13 protein-coding genes are annotated in these 18407 nt (G+C 73.7%); 10 read left to right on the forward strand and 3 right to left on the reverse strand.

Annotated features, from left to right (window positions below):
• Window positions 1-337 precede the first annotated feature (337 nt).
• Together JX575_RS05730 and JX575_RS05735 are read left to right on the forward strand one after the other, a co-directional pair.
• Window positions 338-2452, forward strand: a complete 2115-nt coding sequence (locus tag JX575_RS05730) for a hydantoinase/oxoprolinase family protein (protein WP_186341505.1) — start codon at window positions 338-340, stop codon at window positions 2450-2452.
• On the forward strand, window positions 2449-4446 hold the full coding sequence (locus JX575_RS05735) for a hydantoinase B/oxoprolinase family protein (protein WP_186341506.1): 1998 nt from the start codon (window positions 2449-2451) through the stop codon (window positions 4444-4446). Before JX575_RS05730 ends, JX575_RS05735 begins: the two co-directional genes overlap by 4 nt.
• Here the strand turns inward: JX575_RS05735 and JX575_RS05740 are convergent.
• The 3 genes from JX575_RS05740 to JX575_RS05750 form a co-directional block, all read right to left on the reverse strand.
• Complete coding sequence (locus tag JX575_RS05740; RefSeq protein WP_346776144.1) at window positions 4395-4763, reverse strand: antibiotic biosynthesis monooxygenase; 369 nt, start codon at window positions 4761-4763, stop codon at window positions 4395-4397. The two genes, JX575_RS05735 and JX575_RS05740, sit on opposite strands and share 52 nt — an antisense overlap.
• A 105-nt stretch (window positions 4764-4868) precedes the next feature.
• Entirely contained in the window at window positions 4869-5513 is a 645-nt protein-coding gene (locus tag JX575_RS05745; protein WP_186341508.1) for a response regulator transcription factor, read from the reverse strand.
• Window positions 5510-6487, reverse strand: coding sequence for a sensor histidine kinase (locus tag JX575_RS05750; RefSeq protein ID WP_186341509.1), 978 nt, complete (start codon window positions 6485-6487; stop codon window positions 5510-5512). Before JX575_RS05750 ends, JX575_RS05745 begins: the two co-directional genes overlap by 4 nt.
• 76 nt (window positions 6488-6563) lie before the next feature.
• On the opposite strand from JX575_RS05750, the gene JX575_RS05755 reads away from it, so the two are divergent.
• From JX575_RS05755 to JX575_RS05790, 8 genes are all read left to right on the forward strand, one after another.
• A complete protein-coding gene (locus JX575_RS05755) occupies window positions 6564-7112 on the forward strand; it encodes an SPFH domain-containing protein (protein ID WP_186341510.1) in 549 nt (182 codons plus the stop codon).
• A complete protein-coding gene (locus JX575_RS05760; protein ID WP_186341511.1) occupies window positions 7109-7597 on the forward strand; it encodes a TrkA C-terminal domain-containing protein in 489 nt (162 codons plus the stop codon). Before JX575_RS05755 ends, JX575_RS05760 begins: the two co-directional genes overlap by 4 nt.
• Window positions 7594-8886 (forward strand): ArsB/NhaD family transporter, encoded by a 1293-nt coding sequence (locus JX575_RS05765; RefSeq protein WP_313960523.1) that lies wholly within the window; start codon window positions 7594-7596, stop codon window positions 8884-8886. The genes JX575_RS05760 and JX575_RS05765 overlap by 4 nt, the downstream gene beginning before the upstream one ends.
• Window positions 8887-8944: 58 nt before the next feature.
• Window positions 8945-9673, forward strand: a complete 729-nt coding sequence (locus JX575_RS05770; RefSeq protein ID WP_186341512.1) for an SDR family oxidoreductase — start codon at window positions 8945-8947, stop codon at window positions 9671-9673.
• A 94-nt stretch (window positions 9674-9767) separates the two neighbouring features.
• Window positions 9768-10703, forward strand: a complete 936-nt coding sequence (gene arcC, locus JX575_RS05775) for a carbamate kinase (protein WP_186341513.1) — start codon at window positions 9768-9770, stop codon at window positions 10701-10703.
• A gap of 23 nt (window positions 10704-10726) precedes the next feature.
• Entirely contained in the window at window positions 10727-11833 is a 1107-nt protein-coding gene (locus JX575_RS05780) for a ring-opening amidohydrolase (RefSeq protein ID WP_186341514.1), read from the forward strand.
• 75 nt (window positions 11834-11908) lie between these two features.
• Window positions 11909-15142 carry an ATP-dependent DNA helicase gene (locus JX575_RS05785; RefSeq protein WP_186341515.1) on the forward strand — a complete coding sequence of 1078 codons (3234 nt, stop codon included), beginning with the start codon at window positions 11909-11911 and terminating at the stop codon, window positions 15140-15142.
• Window positions 15139-18381 (forward strand): ATP-dependent DNA helicase, encoded by a 3243-nt coding sequence (locus JX575_RS05790; protein ID WP_241005351.1) that lies wholly within the window; start codon window positions 15139-15141, stop codon window positions 18379-18381. The genes JX575_RS05785 and JX575_RS05790 overlap by 4 nt, the downstream gene beginning before the upstream one ends.
• The last annotated feature ends 26 nt before the right edge of the window (window positions 18382-18407 follow it).

The following is an 18407-nucleotide window of genomic DNA, read 5'->3' on the forward strand; positions in this document are numbered from 1 at the left end:
GGCGAGCGTGGTCCACGGCATAGAACTCTCCTTACGCAGCCCCGCAAGGGGCCGCGGGATGGCTCCAGAGAGATGGTCCACCCGACTCCGAACCAGTCCGCTGGGGACGAGTCGCAGGCACCGGGTGATGCGGTGGCTGGGACCGGAAGGACGGGGCTGTCGGCCGCGAGCATCACTCGACCGGCCACCCGAAGGGCCCTTGGCGCTCATACCGCCGAGGGCCCTTCACCTTTGTGTCGCAGGTCCTCGGGCGGCGCAACTCTTGACGCTGGACGTGCGTTCCGTCGGCAAGGTCTGCCGTGGCCGCCGCGGCGGCTGCCTCGGTTGAATCGAGCCCATGAGCTCGCGGCGGATCAGGATCGGCATCGACACCGGCGGCACCTTCACCGACGTGGTGGCCCTCGACGAGGACTCGGGCGAGCTGGTCACCACCAAGACCCCGAGCACCCCGGGCAACCCCGCCGACGGCTTCATCGCCGGCATCGAGAAGATCCTCGCCCTCGTGGATGGCGAGGGCAGCGACATCACCGCCGTCTCGCACGGCACCACCGTGGCCACCAACAAGCTCCTCGAGGGCAAGGTCGAGGCGCTCGGCTTCATCACCACCGAGGGCTACGAGTTCATGCTCGAGATCGCGCGCCAGTCGGTGCCCGACGGCTACGGCAACTCCTACTTCTGGGTCAAGCCCGACCGGATCGTCCCGGCCGACCGGGTCCGCACGGTCGGTGGCCGCCTCGACTTCACCGGCGCCGAGGTCCGTCCGTTCGACGAGGACCAGGCCGTGGCCGCGGCCCGGTGGTTCAAGGCCCAGGGCATCACCACGATCGGCGTCTGCTTCCTCCACGCCTACGCCGACGACACCCACGAGCTGCGGATGCGCGACGTCCTGCGCCGCGAGCACCCCGACGCCGTCGTGTCGATCTCGAGCGAGGTGCTGCGCGAGTACCGCGAGTACGAGCGCTCGATGACCACGCTCGTCGACGCGGCGGTCAAGCCCAACGTCAGCCGCTACGTCTCCAACATCTCCGAGCGGCTGCGCGACTTCACCGGCGCCGGCCGGGACACCCAGCCGATCCCGTTCTACGTGATGAAGTCCAACGGTGGCGTGCTGTCGGCCGACGAGGTCGTGCACCAGCCGATCACCACCGTGCTGTCCGGCCCCGCGGCGGGCGCGCTGGGCGCCGCGCTGATCGCCGAGGTCGCGGGCTTCCCACGGATCCTCACCTGCGACGGGGGCGGCACGTCGACCGACGTGTCGGTCGTCCTCGACGGCGAGCCGACGCTGACGACCGAGGGCACGGTCGGCGCCTACCCGAGCAAGATCCCGATGATCGACGTCGTCACCGTCGGTGCCGGCGGTGGCTCGATCGCCTGGCTCTCGCCGGAGGGGACCCTCAAGGTCGGCCCGCACTCGGCCGGCGCCGATCCCGGCCCCCTCTGCTACGGCAACGGCGGCACCCAGCCGACCATCACCGACGCCCACGTCACCCTCGGCCGCATCCCTCCGCACCTGCTCGGCGGCGAGATCCCGCTCGACGTGGAGGCCGCCCGCGGGGGCATCGCCGACCTCGCCGAGCGGCTCGGCCTCGACTTCGAGCGCTGCGCGACCGGCATCCTCGAGATCTCCGCGTGGAACCAGGCCAACGCCCTGCGCCAGGTCAGCGTCAAGCGCGGCCTCGACGTGCGCGACTTCATGCTCACCACCTTCGGCGGCTCCGGCTCCCTGCTGGCCTGCCGGCTCGTCGACATCCTCGACCTCGCCGGCGTCGTCGTGCCGCCCAACCCGGGCAACGTGAGCGCGTTCGGGCTGCTGACCGTCGACGTGAAGAACGACTACGTCCAGACCCACGTCGCGAAGGAGTCGGCGCTCGACCACGCGACCGTGCAGGCGATCCTCGACGACCTGACCGACCGGGCCCGCGCGGCGCTGGCCAAGGAGGGCTTCTCCCCGGACGAGCACCGCTTCCAGCACACCATCGACGTGCGCTACGTCGGGCAGGCCTTCGAGGTCCGCGTCGCCGCGCCGGAGGCCGGCGACGGGCGGGGCGTCGACGCGGCGTACGTCGAGCAGGTGGCCGACGCGTTCCACACCGAGCACCGCCAGCTCTACGGCTACGACTTCCGCGGCGACCCGGACCAGCAGGTCGAGTGGGTCAACCTGCGCGTGAGCGGCATCGGCCCGATCACCCGCCCGGAGATCCCCACCCTCGACAAGGCCGCCGGCACCGTGGAGGAGCGGGCTGTCCGCGGCCGCCGCGCCGTCTGCTTCGACGCCGAGCAGGGCTACGTCGACACGCCCGTCCTCTGGCGCGCCGACCTCGGTGCCGGCGACACGTTCGGCGGCCCGGCCATCGTGGAGGAGTTCGGCTCCACCATCCCGGTCCACCCCGGCTTCGAGGTCGTGGTCGACGACTGGGCCAACCTCGTGATCCGGAAGGAGTCGGCCCGATGACCGACCTCAGCACCCGTCCCGTCGACCCGGCCTACGTCACCGCGACGCCGGTCAACCCGGCCGGCCTGCCCACGGCGTACGAGCACGGCCACCGGCTGACCGCCGAGGGCACCACCGTCGACCCGATCCTCGTCGAGATCGTGCAGGGCACGCTCGCCAGCGTCGAGATGGAGGTGGAGACCGCCATCGGGCGCACCAGCCGCTCGCCGATGATCCGCGACGCCCACGACTTCCGCGCCGGCATCCACGACCGCCAGCTGCGCAAGCTGACCGGGCGCTCCTACAGCGCGCTGGTCCACCCGGTCGTGCGCGACCACCCGATCGAGGAGATGCGCGAGGGCGACGTCTTCTTCCACAACGACGTCTACGAGTCCGAGGGCGGGATCGGCCACCTGCCCGACCTGTGCGTCACCGTGCCGGTCTTCCACGACGGCGAGGTCGTCGCCTTCGTGCAGGCCTTCGGCCACCACGACGACATCGGGGGCGCCGTTCCCGGGTCGATGCCGAGCAACGCGACCAGCGTCTTCGAGGAAGGGCTGGCCGTCCCACCGATCAAGCTGTGGGACGCCGGGGCGCCCAACAAGGCGGCGCTGCGGATCATGACCCGCAACTCGCGCATGCCCGACAGCCTCGCCGCCGACCTCGACGCCGAGTGCTCGGCCTGCCTGATGGGCGCGCGGCGCCTCGGCGAGCTGTTCGAGCGCTACGGCCGCGACGCGATCGAGGCGTCGTTCGACGCGATCCTCGACGCGACGACCGAGACCTACCGCCGCGAGATCCTGTCCCAGATCCCCGACGGCACCTACGTCTGGGAGGACTACGCCGAGCACGACGGCATCGACGAGCCGCAGCTGCACACCCAGCGGATCACCCTCACCAAGGTCAGCGACGCCCCCGCCGACCCGGACCACGGCCGTCCTGCCGGGCCCCGCCTGATCATCGACTTCACCGGCACCAGCGCCCAGGCGAAGGGCCCGATCAACCACTGCGGCGACTACGTCGGCGGCAACTTCCTCAAGAAGTGGCTCGCGCCGATCCTGCGCAACCTCGCCGACACCCCCGAGCGGATGGCCGAGCTCGACGTCAACGAGGGCATCGTGCCGCTGATCGAGATGCGATTCCCCGAGAAGGGCACGCTGCTCACGCCGATCCACCCCGCCCCGACCAACGCCCGCACCTTCGTGATCCTGCGGCTGCTCGGCGTGCTCGCCGGCGTCGTGGCCAAGGCGGTCGACGGCAGGATGCCCGCCGACCAGGAGACGATCCGCTACACCGGCGTCTACGGCAAGGACCGCGACGGCAACGACTACCTCATGCGCGAGGTGCTCGGCGGCGGCTCGGGTGGGCGCTACTACGCCGACGGCGAGGACACCATCCACGTCGTCCCCGACTCCCGCAACCTGCCCACCGAGTTCACCGAGTCGCGCTTCCCGTTCATCGTCGAGCGCCTGGGCCTCGCGATGGACTCGGGCGGCGCGGGCGAGCACCGCGGCGGCCTGGGCTACGAGAAGCACCTGCGGATGCTCGAGGACGCCCGCTTCATGTCCATCGCCGACCGCTCGATCCTGGCCTGCTGGGGCGTACGCGGCGGCAAGGCGGGCGCGCCGTTCCAGGTCGTCATCGACCCCGGCGGCCCCGACGAGCGCGAGGTCGACGCCCTCGCCGACGCCGAGGAGATCAAGGCCGGCCAGCTCGTCCGGATCCGGACGACGGGCGGCGGCGGCTGGGGCGACCCGCTCGCCCGCGACCCGGAGTCCGTCGTCCGCGACGTGGTCTGGCGCAAGGTGTCGGCCGAGGCCGCGCTGCGCGACTACGGCGTGGTGCTGACCGGCTCGACCGGCGACGGGACGCTGGGCTTCGACGAGTCAGCCACCGCCGCCGAGCGGTCGTCGCGGGCGGCATGGAGCCGCGACGACGACGCGTTCTTCGACCGCGGCCCCGGCTACGCCTCGCTGGCCGGGGGCGCCGCCTTCGCCGAGGTCGACCGGGTCTGAGCCAGCACGCCGGGGTCGAGGTCGGTGCTGACGACCTCGAAGTGGTCGGCGTGCAGGTCCTTCTCGGCCAGCAGCTCGTCGTCGCCGGGGTAGAAGCGGGCGACCGCGGGGTCGTCGCCGGCGAAGGCCCGGATGGCCTCCATCGACTCCCACAGCGAGACCGTCGTGACCTCGACCAGGTCGCCGGCCGGTCGCCTGAGCACCAGCACGCCCAGGTTGCCCGGGGTCGCGCGGTACTCCCGCACCCCGGTGCCGGACTGGTGGTCGAGGTAGCGGTCGGCGTCCTCGGGTCGGACGGCACCGCGCCAGGTGCGCATGATCAACGGGTCCTCCTCGTGGGTCAGCTGTGGGTCCAGCTGTGGGGTCCGGCGTGGGGTCCGGATGTGGGGTCCGGGTGTGGGTCCACCCTCGCAGGAGGCGGGTCAGGGCTCGATGAGCCCCGCGCGGATCGCGTAGCGGGTCAGCTCGACCCGGTCGCGCATCCCGAGCTTGGCGAGGATGTTGGCGCGGTGGCCCTCCACGGTCTTCAGTGCGATGTGCAGCTCCTTGGCGATCTCGCGCGAGGAGCGTCCCTCGGCGATCAGCTTGATCACCTGGTCCTCGCGGGCGGTGAGCACCGAGGCGGGCACCCGCTCGCCGCGGCGCAGCCGGTCGAGGTAGTCGCGCACGAGCGTGCTCTCGGCGCCCGGGTAGAGGAACGTCTCGCCCCGCATCGCCGCGCGGCAGGCGCCGACGAGGTCCTCGTCGGCGACCGACTTGAGGACGTAGCCGCTCGCGCCGGCCTTGAGGGCGCCGAAGAAGTACTGCTCGTTGTCGTGCATCGACAGCATCAGGATCTTCGGCGGGTCGCGGCGCTGCGCGATCTCGGCGGCCGCCTGCAGCCCGGTCATCCGGGGCATCGCGATGTCGAGCACGACCAGGTCGACCTCGGTGTCGCGCACCCGCTCGACGGCCTCCGTCCCGTCGGCGGCCTCCGCGACGACCGTCAGGTCGGGCTCCTGCTCGAGGATGAGGCGTACGCCGCGGCGCACGAGGGTGTGGTCGTCGGCCAGCAGGATCCGGATCACGCGGGCACCTCCTCGATCGCGTCGACGGGGACCTTGAGCCGCACGGTCGTACCGTGCCGCGGCTGGCTGATCACCGACAGCTCGGCGCGCACCAGCGCGGCGCGCTCGCGCATCCCCATCAGCCCGGACCCCTCGGAGAGCCCGGTGAAGCCGCGGCCGTCGTCGCGGACCTCGAGGACCACGTGGGACCCGAGCCGGTGCAGCGACAGCTCGACCTCGCCGGCGTCGGCGTGCCGGGCGGCGTTGGTGAGCGCCTCCTGGGCCACCCGGTAGACGACGACCTCCGCCTCCGGGCTCAGCGGCGGGAGGCCGGGCGCGAACGAGCGGCGCACCGACGCCGAGCTGTGGTCGGCGAACTCGGTGGCCAGGGCGGCCAGCGCGCTCGCGAGCCCGAGGTCCTCCAGCACCCCGGGACGCAGCCGTCGCGCCACCCGTCGTACGTCGTCGAGGCCGGCGCGGGCGCTCTCGCGGACCGCCGCGAGCTCGGGCACCAGCCCGGGCGCGGCCTGCGACTCCAGCTGCTTGAGTCCCAGCAGCACGACCGTCAGGCTCTGGCCGACCTCGTCGTGCAGCTCCTGGGCGATGCGGTGCCGCTCCGCCTCCTGCGCGGCGAGCGCCCGGGCATCGCCGGTGCGGCGCTCCTCGCCCAGGCGGTCGAGCAGGCCGTTGACGCTGCGGGCGATGCCGAGCACGGGGCCGGACCCCTCCTCGGGGAGCTCCGTCGGCTCGAGGTGCTCGATGCCCTCCAGGCGGGAGATCAGCCGGTGCAGCGGTGCGAGCGCCCAGCGGATGAGCAGGGCGTTGGTCAAGATGATCACGACCAGCCCCAGGCCGATGACGAGGATCTCCGAGGGCACCGCGTCGGCGGAGACGCGGGCGGGGGACAGGACCAGCAGCAGGGCCGCGCCCACCAGCACCACACCGTTGATCAGACAGATCGTCCAGAACAACGGGAGGTGGCTGGGCAGGCGCATGCGGCAACCCTCCCATCCCGCAGATGGGGTCCGGCACCCATGGTCGCCGGCCGTGCGCCACCTCGACACTCGTCGCATGCCCCCGCCGGACGAGAACGCCACGCTCGACCCGACGGGCGCCGCCTGGGTGGTGTGGCTGGTCATCGTCGGACCGGGGCTGCTGTTCGTGACCCTCCTCTGCCTGCGCCGGGTGGCGCCCGGCGAGCTGGTCCTCGTGGTCCGCGGCGGGACCGTGGTCCGCGTGCGGCGCAACGGGCTCGTCGCGCGGTGGCCGGGGCTCGAGCGCTTCGAGGCCGTGCCGACCGACCCGCGGGTCCTGCCGCTGGTGGTCCGCTCCCGCACGTGCGACGGCGTCGACGTCGTCGCGCTCGCCGACCTGACGCTCCTGGTGCACGACGTCGAGCCGGGCACGGCGTACGCCCCCTCGGCGCACGCCGCCCGGTCGGCCGAGGACGTCGTCGCGCGCGCGGTCGAGCAGCTCGAGGTGGGCACGCTGGTCGACGACCTCGACGAGCTGCAGGACCGCTGGCCCGCCGAGCTCACCCGCCTGCTGCCGCTGGGCACCGAGGCCACGGCCCTGTCGGTCACCGAGGTCGAGGCCCGGCTGACGGGGGGTGCGGTGTGAGCACCGGGACGGAGTACCTCCTGGAGGTCGCGGTGTCGGTGGCGCTGATCGCCTCGGCGATCGGCTTCGCGATCGGGCTCGCCGTCGGTCGCGGTCGCCAGCCCCGCTGGCAGGAGAAGGGCAGCTTCGTCCACAAGGTCTCGATCGGCTTCGCGACCCTCGACCGGCTCGACGCGGTGCTGCTGCGCTTCGAGGTGGAGCCGTCCTCGCGGCTGTCGGGCGTGGAGGTGGGCGAGCTGCGGCTCCCCGTCGGATCGGGGGTCGCCATCCTCGCCCGCGGCAAGGAGGTCATCGTCCCCGACTCGCGCACCGTGCTGCGCACCGGCGACCAGGTCCTCGTCGTCGCGGCGCTCGGCCAGGTCGCGCGGGTGGAGGACCGGCTCCGCTCGGTCAGCCGCTACGGCCGCCTCGCGAGCTGGGCCGAGGACATGGACGACGGCTCCGGCTCGGCACGCGCGTTCGGCGTGCGCAGGCGGATCGCGTGATCCTGACCTCCGCGGCGCTGGCGATCTTCATCATCGCCTACGCCCTCATCGCGACCGAGCGCGTCCACCGCGTCGCCGCCGCCCTCGGCGGTGTCGCCGGCATGGTCGTCATCGGCCTCGTCGACGCCGAGACGGCGTTCTTCGACCACCACACCGGCGTCGACTGGAACGTCATCTTCCTGCTCTTCGGGATGATGATCATCGTCGGCGTGCTCAAGCAGACCGGGCTCTTCGAGTTCCTCGCGCTCTGGGCGGCCAAGAAGTCGGGCGGCCACCCCTACAAGCTGCTCGTGCTGCTGGTCCTCGTCGGCGCGGCGGTCGCGCCGATCCTCGACAACGTCACCTGCGTGCTCCTCGTCGCCCCGGTCACCCTGTCGGTCTGCCGGCGCCTCGGGCTACCGTCGGCGCCCTACCTGATCTCGCTGATCCTCGCCTCCAACATCGGCGGCATGTCGACCCTGATCGGCGACCCGCCCAACATCATCATCGCGAGCCGGGCCGGCCTGACGTTCACCGACTTCCTGGTCCACTCGCTGCCGCTGACGATCATCCTGCTGGTGCTGTTCGTGGTGATGGCGCGCTGGCTCTTCCGCAAGGACATGACGCGGATGGGCAACGTGCACGGCCTCGACGACCTGCGTCCGGTCGACGCCATCACCAACGTGCGGATGCTGCGCCGCTCGCTCGTCGTGCTCCTGCTGGTGATGGTCGCCTTCAGCCTGCACTCGGTCATGCACCTCGACCCGTCGGTGGTCGCGATGATGGGCGCGGGGGCGATGGTGCTGGTCTCGCGCACCGAGCCCGAGGAGTTCCTCGAGGAGGTCGAGTGGGCCACCCTCGCGTTCTTCATGGCGCTCTTCGTCCTCGTCGGCGCGCTCGTGCAGGTCGGCGTCATCGGCGCGATCAGTGAGTGGGCCGCCGAGGCGATGGGCGAGCGGGAGCTGCTCGGCGCGACCGCCCTGCTCTTCGGCTCCGGCGTCGTGGGGGCGTTCGTCGACAACATCCCCTACACCACCGCGACCGTGCCCGTCGTCGAGGAGATGGTGTCCGGCACCGCGACCGCCGGAGCGGACAGCCCGCTGTGGTGGGCCTTCGTGTTCGGCGCCGACCTCGGCGGCAACGCGACCGCGGTGGCGGCGGGCGCCAACGTCGTCGTGCTCGGCATCGCGGCCAAGGCGGGCGAGCCGATCAGCTTCTGGGGCTTCACCAAGTACGGCGTCGTGGTGACCGTGATGACGCTGCTGGTCGCCTGGGTCTACGTCTACCTGCGCTACTTCGCCTGGGCGTGAGCGTCCGGTGGGCACATCCGTGGCCACATCCGGTAGCCACATCCGGTAGACAGGGCGCATGCGCACCCTGGTCACCGGCGGCACCCGCGGGATCGGCGCCGCCGTCGCCCGCCGACTGGCTGCCGACGGTCACGACCTCGTGCTCGGCTACGCCCGCGACGACGCGGCCGCCGGGCGCACGGCCGCGGAGTGCCGGGCGCTCGGGGTGGAGTGCACCACCGTGCGCGCCGACCTCACCACCGCGGCCGGTGTCGAGGAGGTGTTCGCGGCAGCCGGGGCGCTGACGGGCGTGGTCAACAACGCGGGCGCGACGCTCCACCTCGGGGCGCTCGCCGACACCCCGCCCGAGGTGGTGCGCGCCACGGTCGACCTCAACCTCACCTCCGCGCTGCTCGTGGCCCGGTCCGCCGTCCTGGCGATGGGTCGCTCGCGCGGCGGCTCCGGGGGCGTGCTGGTCAACGTCAGCTCGGGCGCGGCCACGCTCGGCTCGCCGGGGGAGTACGTCCACTACGCCGCCGCCAAGGCGGGGGTCGACGCCCTCACCCTCGGCCTGGCCCAGGAGGTGGCCGACGACGGGATCCGCGTCGTCGGCGTCGCCCCGGGCATCATCGACACCACCATCCACGCCGACGCCGGCGACCCCGGCCGGGTCGGGCGCGTCGGGCCCCGGGTGCCGCTCGGCCGGGCCGGTCGGGTCGAGGAGGTGGCCGACGCGGTCGGCTGGCTGATGTCGGACGAGGCGTCCTACGTCACCGGGACGACGCTGCGCGTCGCGGGGGGCCGCTGACGCCGGACCGTTGGCACACCTTGCCAACGATGCCGCGATCGGTTGGCCGTTCCTGACGGTGGGTGCGGGCGGTGCGGATCACTACGGTTGCCGCATGAGGGTCCTGCTCGCACTCGGTGGCAACGCCATGACCAGCGCGGACGGCGGGGCCCGACCCGAGGCCCAGATCGAGGCGGCCGGGGTCGCGATGGCCGCGGTCGCCGGGCTGATCGAGCACGACCACGAGGTCGTCGTCACCCACGGCAACGGCCCCCAGGTCGGCAACCTGCTGGTCAAGAACGAGCTCGCCGCCAGCGTCGTGCCGCCCGTCCCGCTCGACTGGTGCGGGGCGCAGACGCAGGCGACCCTCGGCTTCGTGCTGATGGACGCGCTCGACCGCGAGCTCGGCGCCCGCGGCATCGACCGGCGCAGTGCCACGCTCGTGACCCGTACGGTCGTGGACGCCGACGACGACGGATTCACCCGCCCGACCAAGCCCATCGGGCGCCACCTGCCCGAGGCCGAGGCCCGGGTGCTGATCGGCCACGGCGAGACGTGGGAGGACCGCGGCGAGAAGGGCTGGCGCCGGGTCGTCGCCTCGCCCGAGCCGCGCGAGATCGTCGACGCCCCTGCCGTCCTCGCCCTGATCGAGGCCGGCTTCGTCGTGGTCGCCAACGGAGGCGGCGGCATCCCGCACGTACGCCGACCCGACGGCTCGTTGGCCGGGGTCGAGGCGGTCATCGACAAGGACCTCGGCGCCGCGCTGCTGGCCCGCACCACCGGCGCGGACGTGCTCGTGGTGGCCACCGACGTCCCGCACGCCGTGATCCGCTGGGGGCGCCCCGACGCCGAGCCCCTCGGCCGGGTCACCGTCGAGGAGCTGCGCGCCCACGCCGCCGACGGGCACTTCGCGTCCGGCTCGATGGGCCCCAAGGTCGACGCCGTGTGCCGCTTCGTCGAGGCCACCGGCGGCACCGGGGTCATCACCAGCCTCGACCAGATCACCGCGGCCGTCGCCGGCAAGGCCGGCACCGTCGTCGTACCCACCTGACCGCAACGAAAGGAAGCCTGCCCATGCCCTCCGCCATCGAGGTCCGCAAGGTCCCCATCCACTCCGTCGCCGACGCCTCCGAGCTGACCCGGCTCATCGACGAGGGCGTCATCGCCGCCGACCGCGTGTTCGCGATCATCGGCAAGACCGAGGGCAACGGCGGCGTCAACGACTACACCCGGATCATCGCCGACCGCGCGTTCCGCGAGGCGCTGGTCGCCGCGGGCGCCGACGCCGAGGAGGTCAAGGGCATCCCGATCGTGTGGTCCGGCGGCACCGACGGGGTGATCAGCCCGCACGCCACGATCTTCGCCACCACCGACGTGCCCGAGGACGACCCGTCGCGCGAGGAGCTGCGGCTGACCGCCGGCTTCGCGATGAGCGAGCCGCTCCTGCCGGAGGAGATCGGCTACACCGCGATGATCGAGAAGGTCGCCGCGGGCGTGAAGGTCGCCATGGAGCGCGCCGGCATCACCGACCCGGCCGACGTGCACTACGTGCAGACCAAGACGCCGCTGCTGACCATCCACACCATCCGCGACGCCAAGTCGCGCGGCAGGACGGTGTGGACCGAGCACACCCACGAGTCGATGGACCTCTCCAACGGCACCACCGGCCTCGGCATCGCCGTCGCGCTCGGCGAGATCGACATGCCCACCGACGCCGACGTCATGCACAACCGCGAGCTCTACTCCTCGGTGGCCTCGTGCTCGTCGGGCGTCGAGCTCGACCAGGCCCAGATCGTCGTCGTCGGCAACGCCACGGGCGTGGGTGGGCGCTACCGCATCGGCCACTCGGTGATGGAGGACGCCCTCGACGCCGACGGCATCTGGGAGGCCATCCGCTCCGCCGGCCTCGACCTGCCCGAGCGTCCCCGCACCGAGGACCTCGACGGCCGGCTGGTCAACGTGTTCCTCAAGTGCGAGGCCAGCCAGGACGGCATGGTCCGCGGGCGCCGCAACGCCATGCTCGACGACTCCGACGTGCACTGGCACCGCCAGATCAAGGCGTGCGTCGGCGGCGTCACCGCGGCCGTGACGGGCGACCCGGCCGTCTTCGTCTCGGTCTCCGCGGCCCACCAGGGCCCCGAGGGCGGCGGCCCGGTCGCCGCCATCGTCGACCTGGGCTGAGGCCCGCCGGCGTCGTCCCACATCCGTCCGCGGGGCCGGCAGCGCGCTGTCGGTCCCGCGTGATGAGGTGTTCCCATGAACGACACGTCCACCCGCTACCGGCTGGTGCGGCCCGAGCGCGAGGTCGTGGTCCCGCAGCTCGACGAGCACCAGCAGCGCGTGGTCGACCACGAGGGCGGCCCCCTCCTCGTGCTGGCCGGCCCCGGCACGGGCAAGACCACGACCCTCGTGGAGGCGATCGTCGACCGCGTCGAGCACCGGGGCGCCTCACCCGACGCCGTGCTCGCGCTGACGTTCTCCCGCAAGGCCGCCGAGCAGCTCCGCGACCGGGTGACGGCGCGGGTCGCGCGCACGACCGGGGCGGCCTCCTGCTCGACGTTCCACTCCTTCGCCTACGCTCTCGTCCGGGCCTACGCGCCCGCCGAGCTCTACGAGGGCGCCATCCGGCTGCTGTCGGCGCCCGAGGCCGACGTCGTGCTGCGCGAGCTGCTCCGCGACAACCCCGAGTCGGTCGTGTGGCCCGAGCCGCTGCGCCGCGCCGCCGGCACGCGCGGCTTCGTGCGGGAGGTGCAGGCGGTCCTGGCGCGGGCCCGTGAGAAGGGCCTCGACCCCGCCGGCCTCCGCGCGCTCGGCATCGAGCACGACCTGCCCGAGCTGGTGGCGGCCGGGCTCTTCCTCGAGCAATACCTCACCGTCCTCGACAGCCTGGGCGCCACCGACTACTCCGACCTCATCCGCCGGGCCGTGATCGAGGCCGAGACCCACCGCGACGAGCTGCGCGCACGCTGGCAGCACGTGTTCGTCGACGAATACCAGGACACCGACCCCGGGCAGGTCGCCCTGCTCCGGGCGCTCGCCGGCGACGGCCGCAACCTCACGGTCGTGGGCGACCCGCACCAGTCGATCTACGGCTTCCGCGGCGCCGACGTCCGCGGCATCCTCGACTTCCCCGCCAGCTTCCCCACCGCGATCGGCGAGCCCGCGCCCGTCGTGGTGCTGCGGCGCACGCGGCGGTTCGGTCCGCGCATCCTGCTCGCCGCCGGGCGGGTGGCCGACCGGCTCACCCTCACCGGCAGCATCACCGCCGACGCCCGCCGCGACTTCCTGTCCCCGGAGGCGGTCCCGGGCCCGCACGGCGACGGGCGCGTCGAGGTCGTCACCTACGACACCGAGCGCGCCGAGGCCGAGCGGCTGGCCGACCTGCTGCGCCGCGCCCACCTCGAGGACGGCATCGCGTGGGACCGGATGGCGGTCCTCGTGCGGTCCGGCCGCACCAGCATCCCGCCGCTGCGCCGCGCCCTGGCCGCGGCCGGCGTCCCCGTCGAGGTGGCCTCCGACGACCTGCCGCTGGTGCGCGACCCCGCCGTCGTCCCGCTCCTCGACGGCCTGCGCGCCGTGGTCAACCTCGACAACGACGACCCCGACTCGCCCGACCACCTCGACCCCGGCCGCATCGAGTCGCTGCTGCTCTCGCCGCTCGGCGGCCTCGACGCCTCCGACCTGCGCGCCCTCGTCCGGCGCCTGCGGGCGCGCGAGAAGACCGTCTCCGACCCCGCCGTGCGCCGCACCTCGCGCGAGCTGCTCCGCCTCTCGGTCGTCGAGCCCGGCTTCCTCGACGGCCTGGCGGGTCCCGACGTGGAGCGCGCGGCCGCGCTCGCCCGGCTGCTGCGCGAGGCGGCAGTCATGCTGGCCGACCGCGCCGGCGTCGAGGACGTGCTGTGGCACCTGTGGTCCGGCACCTCCTGGCCCCAGCGGCTGCGGCGCCAGGTGGACGCCGGAGGGGCGAGCGCACGCCGCGCCCACCGTGACCTCGACGCGGTGGTCGCGCTCTTCGACCTCGCGGCCCGCGCCGTCGACCAGCGCGACCACGTCGGCGTCGCGGCGTTCTTCGCCAGCGTCGTCGCCCAGCAGCTGCCGGCCGACACCCTCGCCGAGCAGGGGGTGCGTGGCTCGGCGGTCCGCCTCCTCACCGCCCACCGCTCCAAGGGCCTCGAGTGGGACCTCGTCGTCGTCGCCCACGTGCAGCAGGAGGGCTGGCCCGACCTGCGTCGCCGCACCACCCTGCTCGGCGCCGACCGCATCGGCGTCGACGCCGCGGGCCACCCCGACCTCGTCCCGCCCGTGACCAGCCGGGCCCTGCTGATGGAGGAGCGGCGGCTCTTCTACGTCGCCTGCACCCGCGCCCGGCGACGGCTCGTCGTGACCGCGGTGCGCTCACCCGACGACGACGGCGAGCAGCCCTCCCGCTTCCTCGAGGAGCTCGGCGTCACCGTCCACCACCAGGACGGCCGGCCGCCGCGGCCGCTGTCACTGGGCGGGCTCGTCGCCGAGCTGCGCCGCACCGCCGCCGACCCGGAGGTCAGCCCGCCGCTGCGCGAGGCGGCCGCTCGACGGCTCGCCGCGCTGGCGGCGGAGGAGGTCGACGGCCGCCAGCTCGTGCCGACCGCCGACCCGTCCACCTGGTGGGGCACCCGCAGCGCGACCCGCTCGATCCAGCCGATCCGCGACCCCGAGCGGCCGGTGCCGGTCTCGGCGAGCATGCTCGAGTCGATCCTCGTCTGCCCGGCCCAGTGGTTCTTCGAGCGCGAGGCGGGCGGGGTCTGCGCCGTCCACCAGTCGGCCAACCTCGGGCAGGTGCTCCACGCGCTCGCCGAGCGGGTCGCGGTGGGCGAGCTGCCCGCCGAGGTCGAGCCGCTGATGGCCGAGGTCGAGGCGGTGTGGGACCGGCTCGCGTTCCGCACCCCGTGGTCGCGCCAGCGTGAGCTCGCCCGGATCCGCAAGGCCGTCGCGCGGTTCGTCCGGTGGCACCTCGACAACCCGCGCGAGTTCCTCGGCGCCGAGCAGCGCTTCCACAGCGTCGTCGACGTCGACGGCCGGCCCGTGCGGCTGACGGGGTTCGCCGACCGTCTCGAGATCGACGACGACGGCCGGGTCGTCGTCGTCGACTTCAAGAGCGCGCGCACCGCCCCCAGCGGCCCCGCGGTCGCCGGCAACCTCCAGCTCGCCCTCTACCAGTACGCCGTCGACTCCGGTGCCCTCGACGAGGCCGCCGGGCGCCCGATGGCCTCCGGCGGCGCCGAGCTGGTGCAGCTCGGCATCGACGACGACTCCGCCACGGCCAAGGTGCAGGCCCAGCCCGCCCACGCCGACACGGGTCCCGAGCGCCTGCTGCTGCGCGCCGGCCTGGCCCGCGCCGCCGACCTGGTCCGGGCCGAGAGCTTCCCCGCGACGGCGGGACCCCACTGCCGTGACTGCCCGTTCACGGCCATCTGCCCCGCCCGGGGCGCCGGGAGCGTGACCGTCCAGTGAGCGACCTCACCGCACCATCTGGTGTCCTGCCCGCCGGTCACCGTCCGCCGGTCCGGCTCGACTCGCCCGAGGACCTGCGGGCCCTCATGGGCGCCGAGCACGCCGCCAGCGACGAGCAGTGGGCCGCCATCACCGCACCGCTGCGGCCCACGGTCGTCGTGGCCGGCGCCGGCAGCGGCAAGACCACCCTGATGGCGCAGCGCGTCGTGTGGCTCGTCGCCACCGGCAAGGTGCGTCCCGAGGAGGTGCTGGGCCTCACCTTCACCACCAAGGCCGCCGCCGAGCTGCGCCAGCGGGTCACCGCCGCCCTCGGCGCCGCCGGCCTGCTCGACCGGTCGGTGGTCGTCGAGGGCGAGGACGTGCTCGAGCCGACGGTCGCGACCTACCACGCCTACGCCGCCAACCTGCTCACCGACCACGGGCTGCGCATCGGCCACGAGCCCGACACCCGCGTCGTGTCCGACGCCTCGCGCTACCAGCTCGGCGCCCGGGTCATCGAGCGGTTCACCGGCCACATCGAGCTGCTCACCGACCACCCCGCGACCGCCATCCAGAACCTCCTCGCCCTCGACGGCGCGATGAGCGAGCACCTCGTCGACGCCGACGACGTCCGCCGCGTCGACCAGGAGGCGCGCCGGGGGTTCGAGCGGGCCGTCGAGGAGGAGCTGGCCGGCAAGGCCCGCAAGACCTACCTCGACCCGCCGGCCAAGGCGATCAACGCCATCGACCGCCGCGCCGAGCTGCTCCAGCTCGTCACCGGCTACCGCAGGCTCAAGGCCGACCTCGGGCTGATGGACTTCGGCGACCAGATCGCGTTGGCCGCCCGGCTGGTCGAGGAGCAGCCGGAGGTGGGCGAGCTCGAGCGGGCCCGCTTCAAGGTCGTCCTCCTCGACGAATACCAGGACACCTCCGTGGCGCAGGCGACGATGCTCGCGCGGCTCTTCTCCGGGCCTGACCCCGAGCGCGGCCTCGGCCACCCGGTGATGGCGGTGGGCGACCCCAACCAGGCCATCTACGGCTGGCGTGGCGCCTCGGTGTCCAACATCCTCAACTTCGCCGACACGTTCCCGGCGGTCGACGGCGAGCCCGGGCGGCTGCCGCTCACCGTCAACCGGCGCTCCGACCGGCGCATCCTCGACGTCGCCAACCGGCTCGCCGAGCCCCTGCTGTCCGCCTACGGTGACAAGGTCGCGCGCCTGCGGGCGGCCGACCGCGCCGCCGACGGCCACGTCGAGACCCACGTGTTCGAGCGGGCGGTCGACGAGCTGGCGTGGCTCACGACGGAGGTCCAGCGGGTGCACGCCTCCGGCACCCCATGGGCGGAGATCGGCGTGCTCAGCCGCGACAACGCCCAGGCCGAGGACGTCTACGACGCCCTGACCTCGGCCGGCATCCCGGTCGAGATCGTCGGGCTGTCGGGGCTGATCCGCCTGCCCGAGGTCGCCGAGGTCGTCGCCACCCTCACGCTCATGCACGACGTCACGGCCAATCCCTCCATGCTCACGCTCCTCACCGGCCCCCGGTGGGCGATCGGTCCGCGCGACCTGCGGCTGCTCGCCGAGCGGGCCGCCGAGATCGCCGGCGTGCGGGGGCGCGCCGAGACCGCCACGATCGCCGACCAGCTCCTGCAGATCGCCGACGGCATCGACGTCTCCGAGCTGCCCGCCCTCAGCGACGCGGTCGAGTCGCCCGGCGACGCGGCCTACTCCGCCGAGGCGCGCGATCGCCTCGCCCTGCTGTCGGCCGAGCTGCGGCGGCTCCGCAGCCACGTCGGCGACCCGCTGCTCGACGTCGTGCGCCGCATCATCGACACCACCGGCGTCGACGTCGAGCTCGCCTCGGCCACGTCGCCGGCCGCCGCGGCCCGCCGCGACAACCTCGACCTGTTCGTCAAGGCGGTCGCGGAGTTCCAGTCCGTCGACGGCGACGTCACGCTGCCGGCGCTGCTGGCCTACCTCACCGCCGAGGACGACCAGGGCAACGGGCTCGACGTCGCCACCCCCACGGCCGCCGACTCGGTCAAGCTGCTCACCGTCCACCGGGCCAAGGGCCTGGAGTGGTCGTCGGTGTTCTGCGTCGGGGTGGGGGAGACCCGCTTCCCCAGCAACCGGTCCCGCACGCTCTGGACGTCGTCGCCCGCGGTGCTGCCCGCGCCGCTGCGCGGCGACCGCGCCGACCAGCCCCAGCTGGTCGGGCACGACAAGGCCGCGCTCGACGCCTACCGGGCCGCCACCAAGGCGCACGACGCCGAGGAGGAGCTGCGCCTGGGCTACGTCGCCTACACCCGCGCCGCCCACCACCTGAGTGTCACGTCCTACGTCTGGGGCCAGCGGTCCACGCCGTTCGGTCCCTCCGACTACCAGCGCGTGGTGCGCGAGCAGCTCGAGGAGTGGGGCCAGCCCGTCGAGCGGTGGCTGGAGAAGCCGCCGCCCAAGTCACCCAACCCCAACGACGAGGTCGACACCTCCCGGCCTTGGCCGGTGCCCGGCACGGGGGAGGAGGCGCGCCGTCGCCTCGCGGCGGCCGAGCTCGTCCGCACGGTCGACCGCACCGCTCCCGACGAGGGCCTCGACGTGGTCGAGGCGGCCCGGGTGGCGGAGTGGGACGACGACCTCGCCCAGCTGCTCACCGAGGCGCGCGCCGAGCGCGCGACCACCGTCGACCTGCCGCTGCCCGAGAGCCTGTCGGTGACGGCGCTGGCCCGGCTGCGCGAGGACCCCGAGGCGTTCGCGCGCGAGCTGGCCCGCCCGATGCCGCGACCCCCCGCTCCCGCGGCGCGCTTCGGCACGGCGTTCCACGCGTGGATCGAGCACCGCTTCGGCCAGCAGGCGCTGATCGAGCCCGACGAGCTCCCCGGTCGCGCCGACGCCGGCATCGACGACGAGGCCGACCTGGGCGAGGTGGTCAAGCGCTTCGAGGACGGTCCGTTCGGCGACCGGGCACCCCACGCCGTGGAGGCGCCGTTCGCCCTCGTGCTCGCCGGGCAGGTGGTCCGCGGCCGCATCGACGCGGTCTACCGCGAGCCCGACGGCGGCTACCTCGTCGTCGACTGGAAGACCGGACGCCACGAGACCGCCGACCCCCTCCAGCTGGCGTTCTACCGTCTCGCCTGGTCGGAGCTCACCGGCACGCCCCTCGCGCAGGTGCGGGCCGCCTTCCACTACGTCCGCACCGGGCGCACGGTCCACCTCGACGACCTGCCCGACCGCGCCGGCCTCGAGGAGCTGCTGGCGCTCTGACGCTCGCGGCTCGGCCACCGCGGGTC

Source organism: Nocardioides sp. zg-1228 (assembly GCF_017086465.1).
GTDB lineage: Bacteria > Actinomycetota > Actinomycetes > Propionibacteriales > Nocardioidaceae > Nocardioides.